This window comes from Mangrovibacterium sp., assembly GCF_059905295.1.
The window spans coordinates 1-20,850 of sequence record NZ_JBZQJF010000106.1 but is presented as its reverse complement, the minus strand read 5'-3'; the positions used below and the strand labels follow the sequence as shown (position 1 = coordinate 20,850).

Annotated in this window: 13 protein-coding genes; 11 read left to right on the top strand and 2 right to left on the bottom strand. The window is 43.9% G+C overall.

The genetic code is table 11. The features are described from left to right. Positions 1-67: 67 nt before the first annotated feature. The 10 genes from AC37HE_RS05700 to AC37HE_RS05655 all read left to right on the top strand — a co-directional run bounded on the left by AC37HE_RS05700 (position 68) and on the right by AC37HE_RS05655 (position 17,164). Positions 68-586 (top strand): nitroreductase family protein, encoded by a 519-nt coding sequence (locus AC37HE_RS05700; protein ID WP_500781827.1) that lies wholly within the window; start codon positions 68-70, stop codon positions 584-586. A gap of 158 nt (positions 587-744) precedes the next feature. Then, complete coding sequence (gene pdxA, locus AC37HE_RS05695) at positions 745-1,842, top strand: 4-hydroxythreonine-4-phosphate dehydrogenase PdxA (RefSeq protein WP_500781826.1); 1,098 nt, start codon at positions 745-747, stop codon at positions 1,840-1,842. A gap of 89 nt (positions 1,843-1,931) precedes the next feature. Continuing rightward, positions 1,932-2,516 carry a Holliday junction branch migration protein RuvA gene (gene ruvA, locus AC37HE_RS05690; protein WP_500781825.1) on the top strand — a complete coding sequence of 195 codons (585 nt, stop codon included), beginning with the start codon at positions 1,932-1,934 and terminating at the stop codon, positions 2,514-2,516. 18 nt (positions 2,517-2,534) lie between these two features. Further along, positions 2,535-10,073, top strand: a complete 7,539-nt coding sequence (gene sov / locus AC37HE_RS05685; protein WP_500781824.1) for a T9SS outer membrane translocon Sov/SprA — start codon at positions 2,535-2,537, stop codon at positions 10,071-10,073. Positions 10,074-10,202: 129 nt separating this feature from the next. Next, positions 10,203-11,462: a peptidase U32 family protein gene (locus tag AC37HE_RS05680; RefSeq protein ID WP_500781823.1), complete on the top strand. Its 1,260-nt coding sequence runs from the start codon at positions 10,203-10,205 to the stop codon at positions 11,460-11,462. 133 nt (positions 11,463-11,595) lie between these two features. After that, the gene (locus tag AC37HE_RS05675; protein ID WP_500781822.1) at positions 11,596-14,355 is read left to right on the top strand and encodes a hypothetical protein; all 2,760 of its coding nucleotides are present in this window, start codon (positions 11,596-11,598) and stop codon (positions 14,353-14,355) included. A 168-nt stretch (positions 14,356-14,523) separates the two neighbouring features. Next, positions 14,524-14,715, top strand: a complete 192-nt coding sequence (locus AC37HE_RS05670; protein ID WP_500781821.1) for a DUF1059 domain-containing protein — start codon at positions 14,524-14,526, stop codon at positions 14,713-14,715. A gap of 173 nt (positions 14,716-14,888) precedes the next feature. Next, positions 14,889-15,173 carry a hypothetical protein gene (locus AC37HE_RS05665; RefSeq protein WP_500781820.1) on the top strand — a complete coding sequence of 95 codons (285 nt, stop codon included), beginning with the start codon at positions 14,889-14,891 and terminating at the stop codon, positions 15,171-15,173. Positions 15,174-15,191: 18 nt separating this feature from the next. Beyond that, the gene (locus AC37HE_RS05660; protein ID WP_500781819.1) at positions 15,192-16,574 is read left to right on the top strand and encodes an FAD-binding oxidoreductase; all 1,383 of its coding nucleotides are present in this window, start codon (positions 15,192-15,194) and stop codon (positions 16,572-16,574) included. A gap of 92 nt (positions 16,575-16,666) precedes the next feature. Further along, positions 16,667-17,164, top strand: coding sequence for an OsmC family protein (locus tag AC37HE_RS05655; protein WP_500781818.1), 498 nt, complete (start codon positions 16,667-16,669; stop codon positions 17,162-17,164). A 109-nt stretch (positions 17,165-17,273) separates the two neighbouring features. On the opposite strand, the gene AC37HE_RS05650 is transcribed toward AC37HE_RS05655, so the two are convergent. Continuing rightward, positions 17,274-18,083: a hypothetical protein gene (locus AC37HE_RS05650; protein WP_500781817.1), complete on the bottom strand. Its 810-nt coding sequence runs from the start codon at positions 18,081-18,083 to the stop codon at positions 17,274-17,276. A gap of 612 nt (positions 18,084-18,695) precedes the next feature. On the opposite strand from AC37HE_RS05650, the gene AC37HE_RS05645 reads away from it, so the two are divergent. After that, on the top strand, positions 18,696-19,244 hold the full coding sequence (locus tag AC37HE_RS05645) for a hypothetical protein (RefSeq protein WP_500781816.1): 549 nt from the start codon (positions 18,696-18,698) through the stop codon (positions 19,242-19,244). Between the two features lie 94 nt (positions 19,245-19,338). Here the strand turns inward: AC37HE_RS05645 and scpA are convergent. After that, positions 19,339-20,850: methylmalonyl-CoA mutase (gene scpA, locus AC37HE_RS05640; RefSeq protein ID WP_500781815.1), on the bottom strand; the 1,512-nt coding region annotated here is incomplete at its 5' end.

Sequence of the window (20,850 nt, the reverse complement as noted above, 5' to 3'; positions counted from 1 at the left end):
GGTCGATCTATGGATTTATGCGTGAAATGTGTTTGTTTTGCTCATTCAACACACAAAATAACACACCATGATCGATATTATCCGCCAGCGACGCAGCATCCGGAAATTTACAGAACAACCGGTTGAGAAGGAAAAAGTAAAGTTACTTCAGGAGGCAGCCTTGCGCTCGCCAGCATCGAAAAGTGCCAATGCCTGGGAATTTATTTTCATACAGGACAAAGCGACTATTGAATCGCTTGCAGCAGCAAAACCCTTCGGAAGCAAACTCCTTGAATCGGCACCACTGACTGTTGTGGTCATGGCCGACGATACTAAAACCGAAGCCTGGATTGAAGATTGCTCTGTAGCTTCTATCTTCCTTCAACTTACGGCTCAATCCTTGGGTTTGGGAAATTGCTGGGTACAAATCCGGGACCGGGAACACAATGACACAACAACTGCTGAGGAATATGTCAAGGAAAAACTGGGAATACCGTCTAATCAGAAAGTATTGAGCATTATTGCCATTGGCTATCCCGCACAGGAACGAAAAACAATTCCGACTGAAGATTTGCAATGGGATAAAATTCACCAAGACCGATTTTAATTGCAACATCTAAACTTCTACCAACCAAAAAAACAGCTTTAAAATCAACGAATCTTTCTTTTTTGATTAACTCGATTTATGCATTAAATTTACCCGATGCAAGAACGATCAAAAAGATCGCTTGAAATGTTAAGGTATTTAATCCAGAATAGAACACGATGAGTAAAGACAAAATAAAAATCGGCATCTCTCACGGAGATATTAACGGAATTGGTTATGAAGTGATCATGAAGACTTTGAGTGATCAGCGCATCCTCGAAATGTGTACTCCAATTGTTTACGGCTCACCTAAAGTTGCAGCCTATCACCGTAAGGCGTTAAACATGGAACATTTCAACTTCAACAGCATTCGCAATGTTGACGAAGCTGATCCGCGAAAAGCGAACATCATCAACTGCATCGATGACAATATTCGTGTAGAGCTCGGAAAAATCTCGGATGTTGCAGGTGAAGCCTCATATATGGCATTAGATGCTGCAGTGACCGATTTGAAAGCCGGAAAAATTGACGCGTTGGTTACCGCTCCAATCAGCAAGGATAACATTCAAAGTGAAAAATTCAACTTCCCGGGACATACCGAATTTTTAGCAGAACAGTTTGACACTAACAACTACATTATGCTGATGGTTAGCGAGATGATGAAGATTGGTGTAGTAACAACTCACATTCCGCTGACTAAAGTTCCGGCACTGATTACCAAAGAGGCAATTGTACGTAAATTACGGATTATCTCGGCTTCAATGGAACAGGATTTCAGCATTAAGAAACCTCGGATTGCTGTGCTCGGGTTGAATCCGCACGCAGGCGACGGAGGCTTATTGGGATCGGAAGAAAAAGAAATTATCATCCCGGCTATTGAGCAAGCTAAAGCAGAAGGAATTTTGGCCATCGGGCCTTACCCTTGCGATGGGTTCTTCGGCTCGGGCGATTATACCAAGTTCGACGCCATTTTGGCCATGTACCACGATCAGGGTTTAACGCCTTTTAAAGTAATTTCGTTCGAACGCGGAGTCAACTACACTGCCGGCTTACCCATGATCCGTACATCGCCTTCACATGGTACTGCTTTCGACATTGCCGGCGAAGGAAAAGCATCGCCCGAATCATTCCGCGAAGCCCTTTACCTGGCAATTGATGTGCACAAAAACCGTGAGCTATACAAAGACATCAGCAAGAACCCGCTGAAAACCTATGAAATCAACCCGAACCAGGTTGACGAAAGTGTTGGTTTTGCGGAAGATGAATCAACCTTATAACGGTTAGACTAGCAGCTTAAGAAAAGAAATACAGAGAAAGTAACTCAGTTTTGTGCAACTCGGATTAGTTTCTTTATCTCTCAAAAATTATGTACGAATATATCAACGGGAAAATAGCCGGTTTAACTCCGGCCAATGCAATCATTGAAGCAGGTTCAATCGGTTATTTTCTCCATATTTCTCTCAATACCTATTCTGCCATCAACGGGCAGCAATCAGTCAAATTATTTTTACACCAGGTTGTTCGCGAAGATGCACATCTTCTTTATGGCTTTGCTGAAGCCAGCGAGCGCGAATTATTTCGTCTGCTTATTTCAGTGAGCGGGATTGGCTCGAGCACCGCTCTGATGATGCTTTCGTCCATGACTCCGGAGGAAATCAAGAAAGCCATTCTGGAGGAAAACGTCAACTTACTGAAAAGCATTAAAGGTATTGGCGCTAAAACGGCGCAACGAGTCATCATCGACTTAAAAGATAAAATCGGGAAACAACCGGCCACCGATCAAATTTTAATGACCGGTCAAGACAATACTATCCGCGATGAAGCGTTATCTGCTTTAGTTATGCTCGGGTTTGCCCGCAAGAGCGTGGAAAAGGAATTGGACAAAATTTTCAAGTCAAATCCAGGAATAACCGTCGAGCAAACGATTAAGATGGCCTTAAAAAGCCTGTAACAATTGAATACGGCGGTATTGAAAACTTTTCTGAAAAATTCGCTAATCACAGTTATTTTTTCAGGGGTTCTGGCTATGGGCTGGACTTCTGTTCCTGTTAATGGCCTGTCTGAACGCAATCCGGAGCTAGTTCAACCTACCGATTCGACTGCCACAGACACGCTCGAAATAGACACAACCGGCGTACTCATTTATCCATTCAAAGATCAACAAGAATTCGACTACAAGGATGAAGGCTCCCAATCCGGTCTATACCTGAAAAAACCGTCCAACATTAAGAAGGAAGTGACTTACGATCCGGAGACCGGGCAGTACATCATGACCGAGAAGATCGGCGACATGGATTATCGACTTCCTAAAGCCATGTCGTTGGAAGAGTTTGTACATTACGACTTTCAAAATTCAATCCGCAACTACTGGCGTCAAAAATCAGGCGAAAGCTACGAGGAGACCCGCAGTGGATTAATTCCTCGCTTGTCAGTTGGAGGAGAAGCGTTCAACCGGATCTTCGGTGGAAATAACATCGATATTCGTACTCAAGGCTTTGTTGAAGTGAACTTCGGGTACCAGATGAACGAAACCCAAAACCCGTCAATTACCGAACGGCTAAGAAAGGTACCGTCCTTCAATTTCGATCAAAAAATCCAGATGAGCGTCAACGGTAGCATTGGTGATAAAATGCGAATGCGGGTAAATTACAACACCGAAGCGACCTTCGATTATGAGAATAAAATGAATCTCGAATACTCCGGTGATGAAGACGAAATTATCAAGAAGATCGAAGCCGGTAATGTATCACTCCCGCTAAACGGAACCTTAATTACAGGAGCTACCAACCTTTTCGGGGTGAAAACCGATCTGCAGTTTGGCAAGTTGTCTTTATCAACTGTATTCTCGCAAAGTAAAGGTGAAACGAAGGTTGTCAACATTGAAGATGGTGCTCAAACAACCAGCTTCGAGATTCAGGCTTCAGACTACGATGCGAACCGCCACTTTTTCCTTTCACAATATTTCCGGGATCATTACGATGAGGCTTTAAAAAATCTACCGGTCATCAACTCAGCCATTACAATCAACAAAATTGAAGTTTGGGTGACCAATAAATCAGGCGACTACGACGAGTCTCGAAATATTCTGGCATTAATGGACCTTGGCGAACACGACCCGAATATTTACAACTCCGTTCCTGTCTTTGGTGAAAGTAGCGGACAAGTGTACCCCGATAAAACTTATCCGTACAATGGGGCCAACAAAATGTACCAGGAATTAACCACGAATTATGCAGACATTCGCGATGTTTCACAAATAACCAAAACCCTTGGCACATTTTCATCTTACGGGTTTGAAGGAGGACAGGATTTTGAGAAAATTGAACAGGCTCGCTTGCTGAGTTCTTCAGAATATACCGTTAACACCAAGCTGGGCTATATCTCGTTAAATACAGCATTGAACTCGGATGAGGTGTTGGCTGTAGCCTTCAACTATACGGCTAAAGGCAAAACTTATCAGGTCGGAGAATTCTCAACCGATGGGGTAAACGCCCCAAGTACCCTGGTCGTTAAGCTTCTGAAAGGCACCAACCAAACGCCTAGTTTGCCGACCTGGAAGTTGATGATGAAAAATATTTACAGTTTGAATGCTTATTCGTTAACCAATGAAGACTTCAAGCTGAACGTTTTGTATGAAAACGAAAAAACAGGAACACTGATCAACTACCTACCTGAATCGAATTTACAGGGGAAGATTTTGTTGAACGTTTTGAACCTGGATAACCTGAACTCTCAGCTCGACCTGGGCAGCGACGGTGCTTTCGACTATATTGATGGTGTAACAGTACAGTCTTCATCGGGGCGAATAATTTTCCCCTCAGTGGAGCCCTTCGGCAAATACCTGTCCAACCAAATTACATCCGACACTTACAAAGATAAATACGCTTACCAAAGCCTGTACGATACCCTGCGCACCTATGCCGAGCAGGATGCGGAGCATAACAAATTTGTATTGAAAGGAAGTTACAGCGGATCGTCCAACTCAGAGATTTCGCTTGGAACCATTAACCTGACGCAGGGATCGGTAACAGTTACTGCTGGTGGGATCACCCTAACTGAGGGACTCGATTATACGGTTGATTATACATTGGGACGGGTGAAAATCATCAATCCCACTTATCTGGAATCGGGCACATCGCTTCAAATTTCAACAGAAAGTCAAGATTTATTCTCTGTTCAGCAGAAGACTTTGCTGGGAACACATGCCAACTACGCCTTCTCCGATAATTTCAACCTTGGCGGGACTGTCCTGTACCTAAAGGAACGACCACTGACGCAGAAAGTAATTTACGGGGAAGAACCGGTATCGAATACCATGCTGGGGTTAGACCTGAATTACAATACCGAATCGCAGTTTTTAACCAATTTGGTCGATAAGCTGCCATTCATCAATACCAAGGAGAAATCGACTGTTGCTGTTGAAGCAGAAGTTGCCAAACTGATCGTTGGCAACTCAAAAGTAACCGATGGAACAGTTTATATTGATGACTTCGAGTCGACCAAAACATCCATTGACTTAAAAACACGTTCGGCATGGATGCTGGCAAGTACACCTCAAAATCAGCCATCGATGTTCCCTGAAGGTGATTTGGATGACGATTTAGCTTACGGTTATAACCGTGCAAAACTAGCCTGGTACAATATCGATCCGCTATTCCTGAGAAATACTTCGCAAACACCAGCCAATATTAAACAAAACAAGGACGAACAATCGAACCATTTGGTACGTGAGGTTTACCAGCAAGAAATTTATCCGGAAAAAGATACTGAGATCGGAACGCCAACCAACATTTCAGTTCTGAACCTGGCTTATTATCCGAGTGAACGGGGTCCTTACAACTTCGACACCGAACCATCTTCTTATTCAGCGGGTTTGAATTCTGATGGTACTCTGGCTAATCCCGAAAGTCGTTGGGGTGGTATTATGCGCAAGATTACGACAACCGACTTCGAGACAGCCAATATCGAGTACATCGAATTTTGGGTGATGGACCCGTTTGTAAACGACACCACAGGAACAATGGATGGCGGTGATCTTTATTTCGACTTGGGTGAAATTTCCGAAGACGTTCTGAAGGACTCCCGTAAAAGTTTTGAAAATGGCTTGCCCGAGACTGACTTAGTGACCGAAGTTGATACAACAATTTGGGGGCGTGTACCAACAAAAACACAGCTTACCAAAAGCTTCGTTTCCGATGACAACATCATTTACAAACAAGATATTGGCTTTGACGGTTTATCAGACACTGACGAGCAAAGTTTCTTCAGCAGCTACTTAACGGACTTACGCAATGTCATTAACGCCACCACCTACCAGGAATTCTTTAATGACCCGGCTGGTGATGACTACCACTATTACCGAGGTAGCGATTACGACCAGGAGCAATTGGGAATTCTGGATCGTTATAAGCAATTTAACGGACCGGAAGGAAACTCCATTCCGGCATCCTTGTCGCCGGAATCTTATACAACATCAGCTTCAACCTTACCCGATGTTGAGGATGTGAATGCGGACAATACTTTGAATGAATATGAACGCTATTATCAGTATCGCGTCAGCTTGCGACCTGATAACATGCAAGTAGGTCAAAACTATATCTCCGATGTCCGAACAGCTTCGGTAACGATGGCCAACGGAACAACAAGCTCAGTAAAATGGTACCAGTTTAAGGTACCGGTGAAAAAACCGGAAGAAGTTGTTGGCTCGATTTCCGATTTCAGTTCCATTCGATTTATGCGGATGTTTTTGAAGAATTTCGATCAACCGATTGTACTTCGTTTTGCTACTTTGGACCTTGTGCGGGCCGACTGGAGAGTTTACACCAACGACCTGGAAGAGAACAGTAATAACCTTGGCACAAATACCAATTTCTCGGTGTCGGCTGTTAATATTGAAGAGAATAGTGACCGGACTCCCGTGAACTATGTCCTTCCTCCAAAAATCGACCGGGTTATCGACCCGTCGAATGCACAATTGTTGCAACTCAATGAACAGTCCATGACCCTGGATGTGCAAAACCTGGAACAAGGTGATGCCCGTGCAGCTTACAAAAGTATCAACCTGGACTTCCGCCCCTATAAGAGATTAAAACTGGAAGTTCACGCAGAAGCGATTGAAGGCGAAGCGTTAAAGGACGACGATCTGTATTTCTTCATTCGGATGGGATCGGACTACAACGACAACTACTACGAATATGAATTACCGCTGAAGCTGACAGCTCCGGGAGTTTATAACAATAGCCTTGAAACCGACCGCTATTTGGTTTGGCCCGACGAGAACCGCATTGATATCCCCCTTTCGATATTTACCGATACCAAACTTGAGCGAAATTCCGAAATGAGAGCTGCCGGTTCGACTGTTCAGCTAACCGACATATTTGAGCAGGTACACACCGGATATAACGACGACAAAAACCTGATCAAAATTAAAGGTAGCCCCAACCTGGGAAATGTTGCCGTCATGATGATGGGTATTCGCAACAAATCGGGAACCATAACCATGCCTGCCAAATCGATTGATGTTTGGGTGAACGAGCTTCGTTTAACCAACCTGAGCAATTCCGGTGGCTGGGCAGCCAACACCCGCGTATCGACAAAGCTGGCAGATTTGGGAACCGTAACATTTGCCGGAAGCTACCGATCTGCAGGTTTCGGGTCAATTGACAAAAGTGCGTCAGAACGATCAACCGAGGATTTGATGCAATATGATATTTCGTCAAATTTCGACCTGGGACGTTTCTTCCCCGAAAAAGCCAAGGTGAAAGTTCCGCTCTACGTAGGAGTCTCCAAATCGATTAGTAACCCCGAGTACAACCCGCTTGATCCGGACATTACCATGAAGGAAACCTATTCAACCTTAAACACCAAGGCTGAACGGGATTCGGTGAAAAAGCTGGTTCAGGATTACTCGAAACGAACCAGTGTTGTGCTGAATAATGTAAAGGTTGACAAAAGTAGCAAATCCGGGAAACCACGTCTGTGGGATCCAACCAACTTCTCGGCCTCCTTTGCTTTAAACAAACAAAAGGACCGGGATATAAACACCCAATACAGCATTGAAAAAAGTTATCGGTTGGCCTTGAATTACAACTTCAACACCCGCCCAAAACTTTACGAGCCATTCAAGAAGGTGAAATTCCTGCGGGCAAATGCCTTCCGGTTACTTCGCGATTTCAACTTTTATTTAATGCCGACACAAATCTCCTACCGGAATGAATTGTACCGATATTACTACGAAGTGCAGTCGCGTAATATTTCCGATCCGGGAGTAATCATTCCGCTAACTGTCGAAAAAGATTTTCTGTGGCGTAGAAACTTCGACTTAAAATATAACTTGACGCGCTCACTCAAGATCGATTTTTCATCCCAGGGAACGGCACGCATCGATGAGCCCGAAGGACGTATCAACCGTGCCGATGATGACTACCAGATGAAGAAGGACTCGATCCTTCGGAATTTATTCGATCTGGGACGTCCGATTCTTTACCACCACTCTCTGAATGTGACCTATCAGGTCCCGATCAATAAAATTCCGGCTTTCAACTGGGTAACTGCCACCGGAAGATATCAGGCATTATACGACTGGACGGCCGGTTCAATTACCGACGAAACAGTAGAGCTGGGGAACGTGATTGAGAACTCGCGTATTGTGCAAGGAAACGGACAACTGTCGTTAACGAATCTCTACAACAAAGTGAACTTCCTGAAGGAGGTAAACCAGAAGTTTGGAAGCAGTACCCGTTCGGCACGTAGCTCCCGCAGCCGGGTAAACGCTGCATCGAACCGGAACCAGAAAGACAATGATTTCCGAATCAAAGAGGTATCGTACAAGAAAGGTAAGCTGACCATGGAAGCACGCAAACCATTGGTCATTGAGCACAATCTGAAAACAACTGATGTACAGGTAAAAGGGTATAACAAGGATGGTCAGCAAATCAGAGGTGTTACAAAGGTATTGGATGAAAACCGACTAAGCTTTGAAAGCCGAACTGATTTGGATAAAGCACGCATTGAAGTAAGTGGTAAACGCAAAATTGAAAACAGTGTACTGTATAAAGCTAGTCAATATGCTGCACGCACAGCCATGATGGTGAAAAATGTGTCGTTAACTTATACTTCCTCGGATGGTACTTATCTGCCAGGATTTATGCCCGAACCAAGTATTTTTGGCGCAGGACATTATACCCCCGATGCAGCCACATTCGGCAATATTGCATCATCAACGGCTCCGGGACTAGGCTTCCTACTGGGATGGCAAGACGATGCCTTTGCACAAAAAGCAGCTGAAAAAGGATGGATAACAAAGGATACCACCTTGAATGACGCCTACCTGATGACAACGAATAAAGCCTGGACTTTCCGTGCGAATATTGAACCCTTGCCATTCCTATCCATTGACCTGACCGGTTCACACTCCATGTCGGAGAATATGAGTGAATATTACTTGTATGATGCAATTGACGATGTCTTCAACCCGACGAGCCAAACCATCAGCGGTAGTTTTACCATGTCGATCAATACCTTGGGAACAGCCTTTAGCAAAATGGGCGGAGCCGACGTACAACCTCCGAAAGCTTATCAGGATCTGCTCGACAATCGGTATGTCATTGCACAACGACTGGCAGCTCGTCGTATTCCAAATGCATCGGAGGACTATAATCCGGTTGGCGACAATCCGGAAACCGGGTATCCGTATGGTTACGGACCAACTTCGCAGGATGTATTAATCCCGGCATTTATTGCAGCCTACACGGGGCAGTCTGCGGAAAAGGTTTCTCTGCAGCCATTCCCTTCATTAAAATACATGCGTCCAAACTGGCGGGTTACCTACAATGGTGTCGTTTCCAAAATCGGAGGGCTTAAAAAAGTGATGAAGTCAATGAGCCTGAGCCAAACGTATCGTTCAACCTATAATGTGGGCTCTTATGCAACCAACCTGAATTACGACGATCAATTGTATGAAGATGGCTGGAGCTATGTAACCAACAGCTCAGGTAACTTTGTACCTCAATTCGATATTGCTTCCGTGAACATTACCGAGCTTTTCAACCCGTTAATCAATGTTGATATTACCTGGTTAAACGACCTTTCAACGACCTTCCAGATTAATCGTGCCCGAAACCTAAGCCTTAACTTTGCCAACGTACAGTTGACTGAAGTTCGCAGCAATGAAGTTTCAATGGGACTAGGCTATCGTTTCCCGAGAATGGACTTAATCATCAAGTCGAAAAGCGGACAAAAAGCCTACTCAAACGACCTGAACATCAATATCGCTTTAGCATTTGCGAAAAACAAAACAGTGTTGCGCAAACTTTCAGAGGAAGAAAACCAGTTAACCGCAGGACAGAAAAAGGTTACCATCAAAACAACAGCCGACTATATGCTGAGCGATCGTTTCCAGTTGCGACTGTATTACGACAAGGTGGTCAACAACCCATTCACCTCCTCTTCTTTCCCAACTAGAACAACCAGCTTCGGTATGAGTTTCCGTTTCACACTGGCTCAGTAGAGAATGAGTTCCAGGTTTCAGGTTTTAAGTTTCAGATTTTAAAAATCAAATCTGATTGGTTCATCCCGGGAAAAGACTTTGGCTTGTCTTCAAATTAAATGTAATTTTGTGGCCGATTCAGTTGAAAATATGGAGAGAAGAGATATTGAAATTATGGCCCCGGTAGGGTCTTACGAGTCATTGGCTGCAGCTATTCAAGCGGGTGCTGGCTCAGTTTACTTTGGAGTTGAAGGCCTGAATATGCGCTCACGTTCATCCAATAACTTTACCCTGGATGACCTTCGGACCATTGCCGAACGAGCGCATAGCCACGGGGTGAAAAGTTACCTGACTGTCAATACCATCATTTTTGATAACGAGCTGGGAAAACTTCACGAAGTGATTGATGCCGCCAAAGAAGCCGGTATCTCAGCAATTATCGCCAGCGACATTTCGGCCATCATCTATGCCCGCACAATTGGTGTTGAAGTGCACATTTCAACCCAAGTGAATATCACCAATATTGAAGCGGTGAAATTTTACGCGCAATATGCCGATGTAGTTGTGCTGGCGCGCGAGATGGATATGGATAGGGTGAAAGCCATCAGCGACCAGATTCGGGAGCAGGATATTCGCGGCCCTAAAGGACAGCTGGTTCAAATTGAAATGTTTGTACACGGAGCACTTTGCATGGCTGTTTCCGGTAAATGTTACCTGAGTTTGCACGAAATGAACAGCTCGGCAAACCGTGGTAGTTGCATGCAAACCTGTCGCCGCTCATACACAGTTACCGACAACGATACCGGAGCAGAGCTCGAAGTCGACAACGAATATATCATGTCGCCTAAGGATTTGAAAACAATTCATTTCCTGAATAAATTACTCGATGCCGGTGTGTCGGTACTGAAGGTTGAAGGACGGGCGCGGGCTCCGGAATATGTAAAAACGGTTGTTGAATGTTACCACGAAGCTGTTGATGCATACTTCGACGAGGAATTTACCGATGAAAAAATTGCCGACTGGGATAAAAGACTGACAACGGTTTTCAACCGGGGTTTTTGGAATGGGTACTACCTGGGACAGCGTCTGGGTGAATGGAGCAAAAACTACGGCTCGTTAGCAACCGAGCGAAAAATATACATTGGCAAAGGAATGAATTACTTCCCCAACATCGGTGTAGCTGAATTTAAAATGGAAACCGGAAGCCTGAAAGTAGGTGACAAGATTCTGGTAACCGGGCCGAGCTCTGGTGTCATTGAGTCAGTTATTGAAGAAATTCGGGTTGACTTGAAACCAGTAGCTGAAACAAAAAAAGGCGAACTATTCTCGGTAAAACTTCCCGAAAAAATACGCCGATCGGATAAGTTATATAAAATCGTACCGGCCAGCGAAATTAAGCATCGTCAGTAGTCGACAAACGGTCGCTACTCACTGGTAAGAAGAGCTTCTTTCACTTTAATTCTGTGTAATTCTTAAGTTAAGGAAGCTCTTTTACTTTATTAATCTTTCTAAACTTCCTATTTTTGAACAAAAGCCATTCGATATGCGTAAGTTTTTGCTCCCTCTTGTTTTGGTATTGATCGTTATTCTGGGCCTCTCCTGGTATTTTCTGGCCAACCGATCAACTGCTTATTCCGAGAATTCAGCTTTTCAGGCAATACCGGTGCGTACGCCCCTGATTATTGAAGTTCCCGAATTAAGATCCTTGCTGAAAGAGGTTCAGGGAAACGATCCGGTTGTCGAAGAACTACGCACAGCCACCTTTTTGCAGCCGTTTTGGAAAGATATTAATGCGATTGAAGACCTGATGGCCGAAAACGAAAACCTGAGAGATGCCATTCAGTCGAAGTCGGTGCTGGTCGCCTTCAACCCGGAAGGGAAAGAAGAAATCGAAGCATTTTTTGCCATGAGCTTAAATAACCGGGCCGAGCGCGATCAAATGGTCAGCTATTTTAAACAATTACAGCAAGCCGGTAAAGGGAAATTAAGTCAGCGAGAATACGATAGCAACGAGATTTACCAGTTTACCACCACCGAAGGCACCTATACTTTTGCCGAGGCCAAGGGTATTTTCATGTTTAGCAGAAATGAAATTTTCGTAGAAGAAGGTATTCGCCAGGTACGCTCTGAAAACCTCTACAACCTCGACCAATTTAAAAAGCTTTACAGTACAGTCAACAGCAGTTCATCGTGTAATATTTTCGTTAATCATAAGAAGCTTTCAATCCTTCTCGATAAACTTGTGGCACCTGACTTTCGGAAAACAATCCGCCAGTTTGCGAACTTTTCCGATTGGAGCGAGCTGGATGTGAACATGAAGCAGTCGCAGTTCTGGATGAATGGTTTCAGCCAGACCGGAGAAACGTTCGATAACTACCTGAATGTGTTGAAAAACCAGGAAGGCCAGCGCTTTCGTATGGATCGGGTATTATCGGCCAATACCAGCATGTTCATTAATTTCAACCTGGACAACTTCAGCCAATTTCAGAAAGATTATGTGGCTTTCTTAAAAAAACAAGGCGGGAAAGAATTCTACAACCGGGAAACAGCTCTTACCCTTGCTGAAAAAGGAGGTAAAAAAGCACTTATCCCGCTTTTCGAAGAGATTTCGGACAATGACTTTGCCATGGCTTATGGTTCTGTATTGCAAAATGCCCCAACACAAAACCGCTTCTTTATCGCAAAAGTGAAAAGCCAGTCGGCAACCAAAGAAGTATTATTACCAGTATTGGAAAATTTTGCCAAGGCTTCCAAAAAATCATTAGCTGAAACCGAAAGTAAGTACCAGTTACAAAAAGATGTGGTGTACCCTATTTACGAGTTTCCTATTCCCGACCTGGCCAGCCTGCTATTCGGTAAAGTCTTCTCGGCTGTTACCTGTAACTATCTTTGTTTTTACGACAATTACCTGATTTTTTCGGATAACGAAGCTGCGTTAAAGAACTACATCCACGATTTGGTCCTGTCGGCCACCTTAGAAAAAGATATTCACTTTCAGGAGTTTCAGGATGAAATGACGTCTCGTTCAAGTGTTTATTTCTACCTCAACTTTTCGAAAGCCTTCAACCTGGGTCCTTATTATTTAAATGAAGAAGCTTTTGCATCGGTCAAAGGACATGAAGATATGTTCCGCAAGTTCTACGCACTGGGTTGGCAAATTTCGTCCAATTCAGGTGCGTTCCTCAACAACCTGTATCTCCGCTACGATCCGGTTATGAAGGTCGATCCGCAAACGGTTTGGCAAAGCAAGCTGGACACCACAATCTGGATTAAACCTCAAATTGTAACCAACCACAACGATCGTCAAAATAAAGAAGTTATCGTACAGGACAATGCCAATAACCTTTACCTGATTAATAAAGAAGGTGTACGATTATGGAAAGTGAAGCTATCGGAAAAAATATTGGGAGATGTGTACCAGGTTGACTACTACCGGAACGGGAAGTTGCAATACCTTTTCAATACCAAAGATAAGTTGTACTTACTCGATCGAAACGGGAATCACGTTGCTCGTTTCCCTATTAATTTCCGCTCGCCGGCAACAAACGGTGTTGCCATGTTCGATTACGACAACAACCGCGATTACCGTTTTTTTGTAGCTTGCCAAAACAAACAAATTTATTGCTACAACCGCGATGGCCGAATTGTTGAAGGTTGGAAACCGATGAAAACCGACGGTGAAGTGAATAACCCGATCCAGCACGTCCGGATTGAGGGTAAAGATTACATCGTTTGTGCCGATCGCTATAAAACGTACATTTTAGATCGCCAGGGAAATACCAGGGTAAAAACATCCGATAATTTCGAGCGCTCGGGCAACCAGCTTTACCTGGTAAAAGCAGGACAGTTTGCCTTGGCCACAACCGATGTTAAGGGTCTGGTCCACCTCCAATATTTCAATGGGCAATCAAAAACCGTGGACCTTGGCAATTTCAGTAAAGATCACTTCTTTGTTGCTGACGACTTAAACAACGACGGACAATCAGACTTTGTCATCGCCGACGGCAAAGAGCTAACCTGTTATACCGACAAAGGCAAAGACCTGATGGAGCACGAATTCCCAAGTCCGATCAGTAACCGACCAAACATCTATACCTTTACAAACAACACCAAAAAAATTGGCGTCGTATGCCATAGCGAAAACCGGGTTTACCTGGTTAATATGGATGGTAAACTTTATAATGGATTTCCGCTTCAGGGAAATACTGATTTCAGCATTGGCTACATGAGCCGTGCTAATAATTATTTCAATTTGCTAGTTGGCAATGAGGATAACAGCTTTTTCAACTATAAAGTAGAATAGAAACCGGCTGAAATCCATCGAAAGGTTGACAATTTTCTTTCATTTTTCCCTTGAAATAATTTAAGACAAAAGTATCTTATTTAGATTCCTCCCGTAGACCTAATAACCTGCCTAAACAAGGCAAGATAACCAAGCCCCATAGTCACAAAAGTTGAGGAGGATTTAATTATGGGAAGAGTTAAAGTAGTACGTTGTAGTGATGCGGGTATAGACTGTACTTTTGTTGCCCGCTCAGAATCAGAAGAAGATCTGATGAACCAAGTAGCAAAACATGCCCATGAGGTGCATGGTATGGAAATTAATGAAGAACTGGTCCAAAAGGTTAAATCCCTTATTCACGAAGAAGAACAAGTGAGTTAACTAGCAAAAAGCTCTCTTCACAAAAACCTAAAAAAGACTCCGGACAGTTATTCCACACCCCAAACGACCTTCACCCCAACACGTTCTGGAAGTTTTTACGCTAAACACATCATACGGTAATGCCGGAATGATGGATTTGCAAACACATTTTTTCAACCTAAAACTGCAGTAAAATGATAACCACTTTTATAAGGCATTCAGTTAAAGACTTTGCAAGTTGGAAAACAGTTTACGACGATTTTATGCCTGAAGCAAAAGGGAAAGGAGTAGTGGAAGAACATGTATTTCGTGATCCTAATGCTCCCGAACAAGTAATTGTTACCCACGAATTTAATTCGATAAAAGAAGCGAACGATTTCTTCAATTCTACGGAATTGAAGAATGCAATGAAGAACGCGGGTGTAAACAGTACACCTGAGATATGGTTTGGTGAAGATTTCAAACGACCAGTACATTAACCAACTGAAACACAACAGATGAAAGAAACAAGCTCACAGACAATTACAAACCTCAAACAGCACGTTAAGGGGAAAATTGTAATGCCGCAGGACCGGGAATATGATGAGGTTCGACAAATTTGGAATGCCATGATCGACAAAAAACCCAATGTAATCGTGCAATGTGCCAATGCCACTGATGCACAATTGGCCCTCCGATATGCCAAGGAAAATGACCTGGACTTATCGATTCGTGGTGCAGGACATAATATCGCAGGAAATTCGCTGTGCGACGGCGGCTTGGTTGTCGATTTTTCACAGATGAAAAATGTCCGCGTCGATGCAGGCAAGCGGAAAGCCTATGTTGAACCCGGAGCGACCCTGGGCGATGTTGATAAAGCCTGTCAAGCCTATGGTCTGGCCTTTCCTGTGGGTATTAACTCGACAACAGGTATTGCCGGATTAACCCTGGGTGGTGGCTTTGGCTGGTTGTCGCGCAAACACGGAATGACGATTGACAACCTGGCATCGGTTGATATAGTAACAGCGGAAGGGGAAGCCCTGCATGCGAGCTTATCTGAGAACAGCGATTTGTTTTGGGCTGTCCGGGGCGGTGGAGGAAACTTTGGAATTGTCACACAATTCGAATTCGATTTACACTACGTTGGCACCGAGGTGTATTCAGGCTTAGTGGTATTCCCTTATGCACAAGCAAAACAAGTTTTAAACAATTATCGGGAATATATTCTGTCAACACCTGCTGAATTTAATACTTGGGTTGTTATGCGCAAGGCACCACCACTACCCTTTCTCCCGGAAGAAGTACACGGAACAGAGGTTGTAGTAGCTGCTATTTGTTATTTTGGGGATGCCGGGGAAGGCGCAAAGCTGGCAGACCCAATAAGATCTTTTGGTAATCCCATAGGCGAACATCTTGGCATGGCACCTTATACCGACTGGCAGCAAGCTTTCGACCCCCTGTTAACACCGGGATTCCGGAACTATTGGAAGTCCCACAACTTTACCGAGCTACCCGATGGCTTGTTTGATGCCATGATTGATTATGCCGGCAGGATGCCTTCACCTCATTGCGAGATATTTATTGGCCTCGTTGCTGGGAAGATGAATGAAGTACCGGCCAATACTACTGCTTACAGCAGCCGTGATATGAAATTTGTGATGAATGTACACGGCCGGTGGGAAACACCGGAAGAGGATAGCAAATGTATTGGTTGGTCGCGCGATTTTTTCAAAGCCTCGCAACCATATGCTTCTTCCGGAGCCTATGTGAACTTTATGACGGAAGAAGAAGGAGATCGTGTAAAAGCCGCTTATGGTATAAACTATGAGCGACTGGCACAACTAAAAGCCAAATATGATCCGCTAAATACATTCCGAATGAATCAGAATATAAAGCCCTAAAGGGCATGGGTATGTGAAGAGGGAACCAGAATGCCGGAACTAATAAACATGTTCCGGCATTGTTTTAACCTGAACATTTAACAGATCCGAATATGAATGCTGAAGAATTAAGAAGTCTGCAAGCCCCGCTAAAAAAACAATACCGCCAAAAACCGGAAGTTGCTCAAGTTACCTTAAAAGCAAGCTCCAGAATTAGCGATGGAATCAGTTGTAAAGTTGAAACCGGCAAAGCACTGGTGGTCGCCGGCTTGCATCCTGCTACCGGAGGAAATGGAACGCTTGCGTGTTCTGGTGATTTGCTACTCGAAGCATTAACGGCTTGTGCAGGTGTAACGCTTAATGCAGTAGCCACAGCAATTGGCGTTGACCTAAAAGATGCAGTGGTCCGTGCCGAAGGTGACCTGGATTTCCGCGGCACTCTGGGCGTCTCGAAAGATGTTCCGGTTGGATTTTCCAAGATCCGCTTGTTTTTCGACCTGGACACGAATGCAGAACCGGAAAAACTGGATAAACTAATCGAGTTGACCGAGCGATACTGTGTCGTCTATCAAACCCTGAAAAATCCTCCGGTTTTTAAGATTAGCCGGTAAACGTTTCTTCAGCGTATACGACAAAGAGAAAGCCACCTCTGCCAAAGCAATAAGTGGCTTTTCAGTTAAACCCAATGAATATGCTTTATTATTTTGAATTCAGTAATTACTATTCCCCTTCCTGATACGTCAGATTTGTTAGTGCAACAGTGTACATGTCCGGCTTTTCAGAATACTTAATCACATAATCTTTCGCATACCAGCCGCTCATCTCATAAGATGTCGGTTGTGTAATTGGGATTGTAACATCCGGCATACCCAACAAGTAATCACGTGTTATCATAGGTTCCCAGAAAATGAAATGGCCATCGTAGGATCCCCAAATGAAGGTATAAGTAAAGGGAACTCCGTGAAGTTCAGGAGAGCTTACATCCACCCAATGTGCTCCCATCGCAGGAACTAATCCAGGTAGCTCGATGTAATTTTCCGGAACATACATTGCTGCCGGAGCTGGATCCATGTAAGTCGAATCCTTAAACGGAATTGCCATACGGTCTTCGCTGTTCAGGGTATAAAAGTGAAAATCGAAGTGCGGCACATCGTACACATGCGTCGGTTCATGTCCCTTCCAGTTCCAATCAACCAGTGCGTGTGTATAAAAATGATGTCCTTTTGTTTTAGGTAGTTCAAGAGCCATTTGAACATCCTCATCCGGTAAGTCCATTAAGGCCTTGGCAGATAAATTAATACCAACAGCTATCGGATCTCCCATTTTATCAACCTGTACCCAAGCTCTAATAACTCCGTCACCAAGCGGCTGAGTAGGACTGTAGAAGACATTCATATCGGCCTTTTTCAGTTCTAAGGATGCACTCTTCAAAAAAGAACTATCTTCCACGGCATCCTTTTGGCAAGCGGGTAATCCAAACAGAATTACCATTGCTAACATCCATCCTGCAATTTTAAAGAACTTTTCCATAAAAAACGATTTTGATTGACAATGTACGAAGGTACAACCTGGGGATGCCGAAGTCAAGGTTACATGTTATATAAAAGATATTTTGGTCTTATTTTAACAATCTGCGAATCAATACACTATCTTATGGATATTAGAAATTCACAATTGAAGGATATTGAGATAATCGCGTCGCAAAAAATTGACAACAAAGCGATCTTTAACCGCTCCCTGTATCATTCTTTTCAATCCCGTGACTTCCTGTACAATCCAGCGCTAATTTCATACGTCCAGTATACTTGTTGACATTCCTGCGTACAAATTGTTCGTCCTGTGCTCTTTTTCTGACTCCTTATACAAAAATCGCGTACAGCGTCCCTGAATTCATAAAATCGACACGGGAAGACTAAAAATTACGCTGGAAACATTCGGGATGCACAGAAACGATTTGAACTATGTTGGCTAGTCTAAACTGTACGGGCAGAGAAAAAGTGCACGGGGAAAGGCCATGAAGTGCCGGACTAATCTCTGGAAAACCAATTTGAACAAAAGAAACTCTTTACCAACCCCAGCGTAGAACTCAGCAAAGCAAAATTTATTGACAACAGTCTGTCTGAAGACCAGAACCTTTCACCAATGAGAAACGCAATCCTGATTTTATGCATCTTATTCTTTTGTATGGTTCACCGTCATGGTTCGGCTCAGGAACAATTGAAAGTCGAAGGCCGAAGTCAAAGTTTTTACTTAGAATTAGGGGGAGCAGGTATTGGAGTAACCGCAAACTACGAATTTCGTTTTCGAAAAAATCATTTAGATGGTTTGGGCTTTCGTACTGGTGTAGGTGGAATGCATATCTGGCTTATCGGGGATCTTTCTATCACTTCTGTGCCAATTGAAGTAAACTACATTTTTAGTGAAGATCGCAAAGTATCATTCGAACTTGGAGCTAGCTTAACTTACACCCATGTCAAAGAAAACTTTTCCACTCTTTACTCAGGAGGTGGATCAAACACAGAGGATGTGTTCATTAGTTATATCCCTGTCGGGATTCGCCTTCTTTCCCCAGCTAAAGGTTTTATGGCTCGTTTTAACATGGGACCACTATTTAATGTATCCGCCCCTAACCTGTTTGCAGAAGACTCGGTAATACTTATGGTAGGTATTAGTATTGGATATATGTTTTAAGAAAAAAAGCCATCTCCGAAATGGAGATGGCTTTTAAATATCGTTGATTCACCTGGTGACCTAAAGTCATGCGGTGAATTAAAGGAATCAAGTCTTACTCTTCGTGAGCCGCAAGTAAAACCTCAAGGATTTTCTTACCGGCAGCAGCAACGCTGGTACCAGGTCCGAAGATGGCTACAACACCTGCATCGTACAAGTATTGGTAATCTTGAGCTGGAATTACACCACCGGCGATCACCATGATGTCTTCACGACCCAATTTTTTCAGTTCTTCGATAACAGCAGGAACTAATGTTTTGTGACCTGCAGCTAAGGAAGAAACACCCAATACGTGAACATCGTTTTCAACCGCTTGCTTGGCAGCTTCTTCCGGCGTTTGGAACAATGGTCCCATGTCCACGTCGAAACCAAGGTCGGCATAACCTGTTGCTACTACTTTCGCACCACGGTCGTGTCCGTCCTGACCCATTTTAGCGATCATGATACGTGGCTGACGTCCTTCCAACTCAGCAAATTTCTTCGCTAAATCCTGAGCTTCAACGAATGTTGCGTCGTTTTTACTTTCTGATGAATACACTCCTGAAATGGTTCTGATTACAGCTTTATAACGTCCGCAAACTTTTTCGCAGGCGTCTGAAATTTCACCTAATGAAGCACGTTTTTGTGCCGCTTTTACAGAGAGGTCAAGCAAGTTACCTTCGCCGGTTTCAGCGCATTTAGTAATGGCAGCCAATGCTTGTTGTACTTCTTCTTCGTTACGCTCAGCACGCAATTTATTCAAGCGATCGATCTGAGACAAACGAACTTTTGTATTGTCGATTTCGAGGATATCGATTGGATCTTCTTTTTCCAATCGGTATTTGTTAACACCCACGATCGTTTGTGTACCACTGTCGATACGTCCCTGAGCACGTGCTGCAGCTTCTTCGATTCGCATTTTAGGTACACCTGTTTCGATGGCTTTAGCCATACCACCAAGTTTTTCAACTTCTTCGATCAAAGCCCATGCTTTATTGTACAGGTCTTTTGTCAAAGCTTCAACATAATATGAACCTGCCCATGGGTCTACGCCGCGGCAAATTTCAGTTTCTTGTTGAATGTATAACTGAGTGTTACGTGCAATACGTGCTGAGAAATCGGTTGGTAATGCAATCGCTTCGTCAAGTGCGTTGGTGTGCAATGATTGAGTGTGACCCAAAGTAGCAGCCATCGCTTCAATTGCTGTACGGCCAACGTTGTTGAACGGATCTTGTTCTGTCAATGACCAACCTGAAGTTTGCGAGTGCGTACGCAAAGCCATTGATTTTGGATTTTTCGGGTTGAACTGTTTCACTAATTTCGCCCAGATCATACGTGCAGCACGCATTTTGGCAATTTCCATGAAGTGGTTCATACCGATAGCCCAGAAGAATGACAAACGAGGTGCGAAAGCGTCGATGTCGATTCCGGCGTTGATACCGGTACGGATATAGTCCAAACCATCAGCCAGGGTATAAGCCATTTCGATATCGGCTGTTGCACCAGCTTCCTGCATGTGGTAACCCGAGATTGAGATTGAGTTGAACTTCGGCATGTGCTGAGAAGTGAACTCGAAGATATCAGCGAT

Coding starts and splice junctions, on each gene's coding strand:
- AC37HE_RS05700 (WP_500781827.1), top strand. CDS start 68: ATGATCGATATTATCCGCCAGCGACGCAGCATCCGGAAATTTACAGAA.
- pdxA (WP_500781826.1), top strand. CDS start 745: ATGAGTAAAGACAAAATAAAAATCGGCATCTCTCACGGAGATATTAAC.
- ruvA (WP_500781825.1), top strand. CDS start 1,932: ATGTACGAATATATCAACGGGAAAATAGCCGGTTTAACTCCGGCCAAT.
- AC37HE_RS05680 (WP_500781823.1), top strand. CDS start 10,203: ATGGAGAGAAGAGATATTGAAATTATGGCCCCGGTAGGGTCTTACGAG.
- AC37HE_RS05675 (WP_500781822.1), top strand. CDS start 11,596: ATGCGTAAGTTTTTGCTCCCTCTTGTTTTGGTATTGATCGTTATTCTG.
- AC37HE_RS05670 (WP_500781821.1), top strand. CDS start 14,524: ATGGGAAGAGTTAAAGTAGTACGTTGTAGTGATGCGGGTATAGACTGT.
- AC37HE_RS05665 (WP_500781820.1), top strand. CDS start 14,889: ATGATAACCACTTTTATAAGGCATTCAGTTAAAGACTTTGCAAGTTGG.
- AC37HE_RS05660 (WP_500781819.1), top strand. CDS start 15,192: ATGAAAGAAACAAGCTCACAGACAATTACAAACCTCAAACAGCACGTT.
- AC37HE_RS05655 (WP_500781818.1), top strand. CDS start 16,667: ATGAATGCTGAAGAATTAAGAAGTCTGCAAGCCCCGCTAAAAAAACAA.
- AC37HE_RS05650 (WP_500781817.1), bottom strand. CDS start 18,083: ATGGAAAAGTTCTTTAAAATTGCAGGATGGATGTTAGCAATGGTAATT.
- AC37HE_RS05645 (WP_500781816.1), top strand. CDS start 18,696: ATGAGAAACGCAATCCTGATTTTATGCATCTTATTCTTTTGTATGGTT.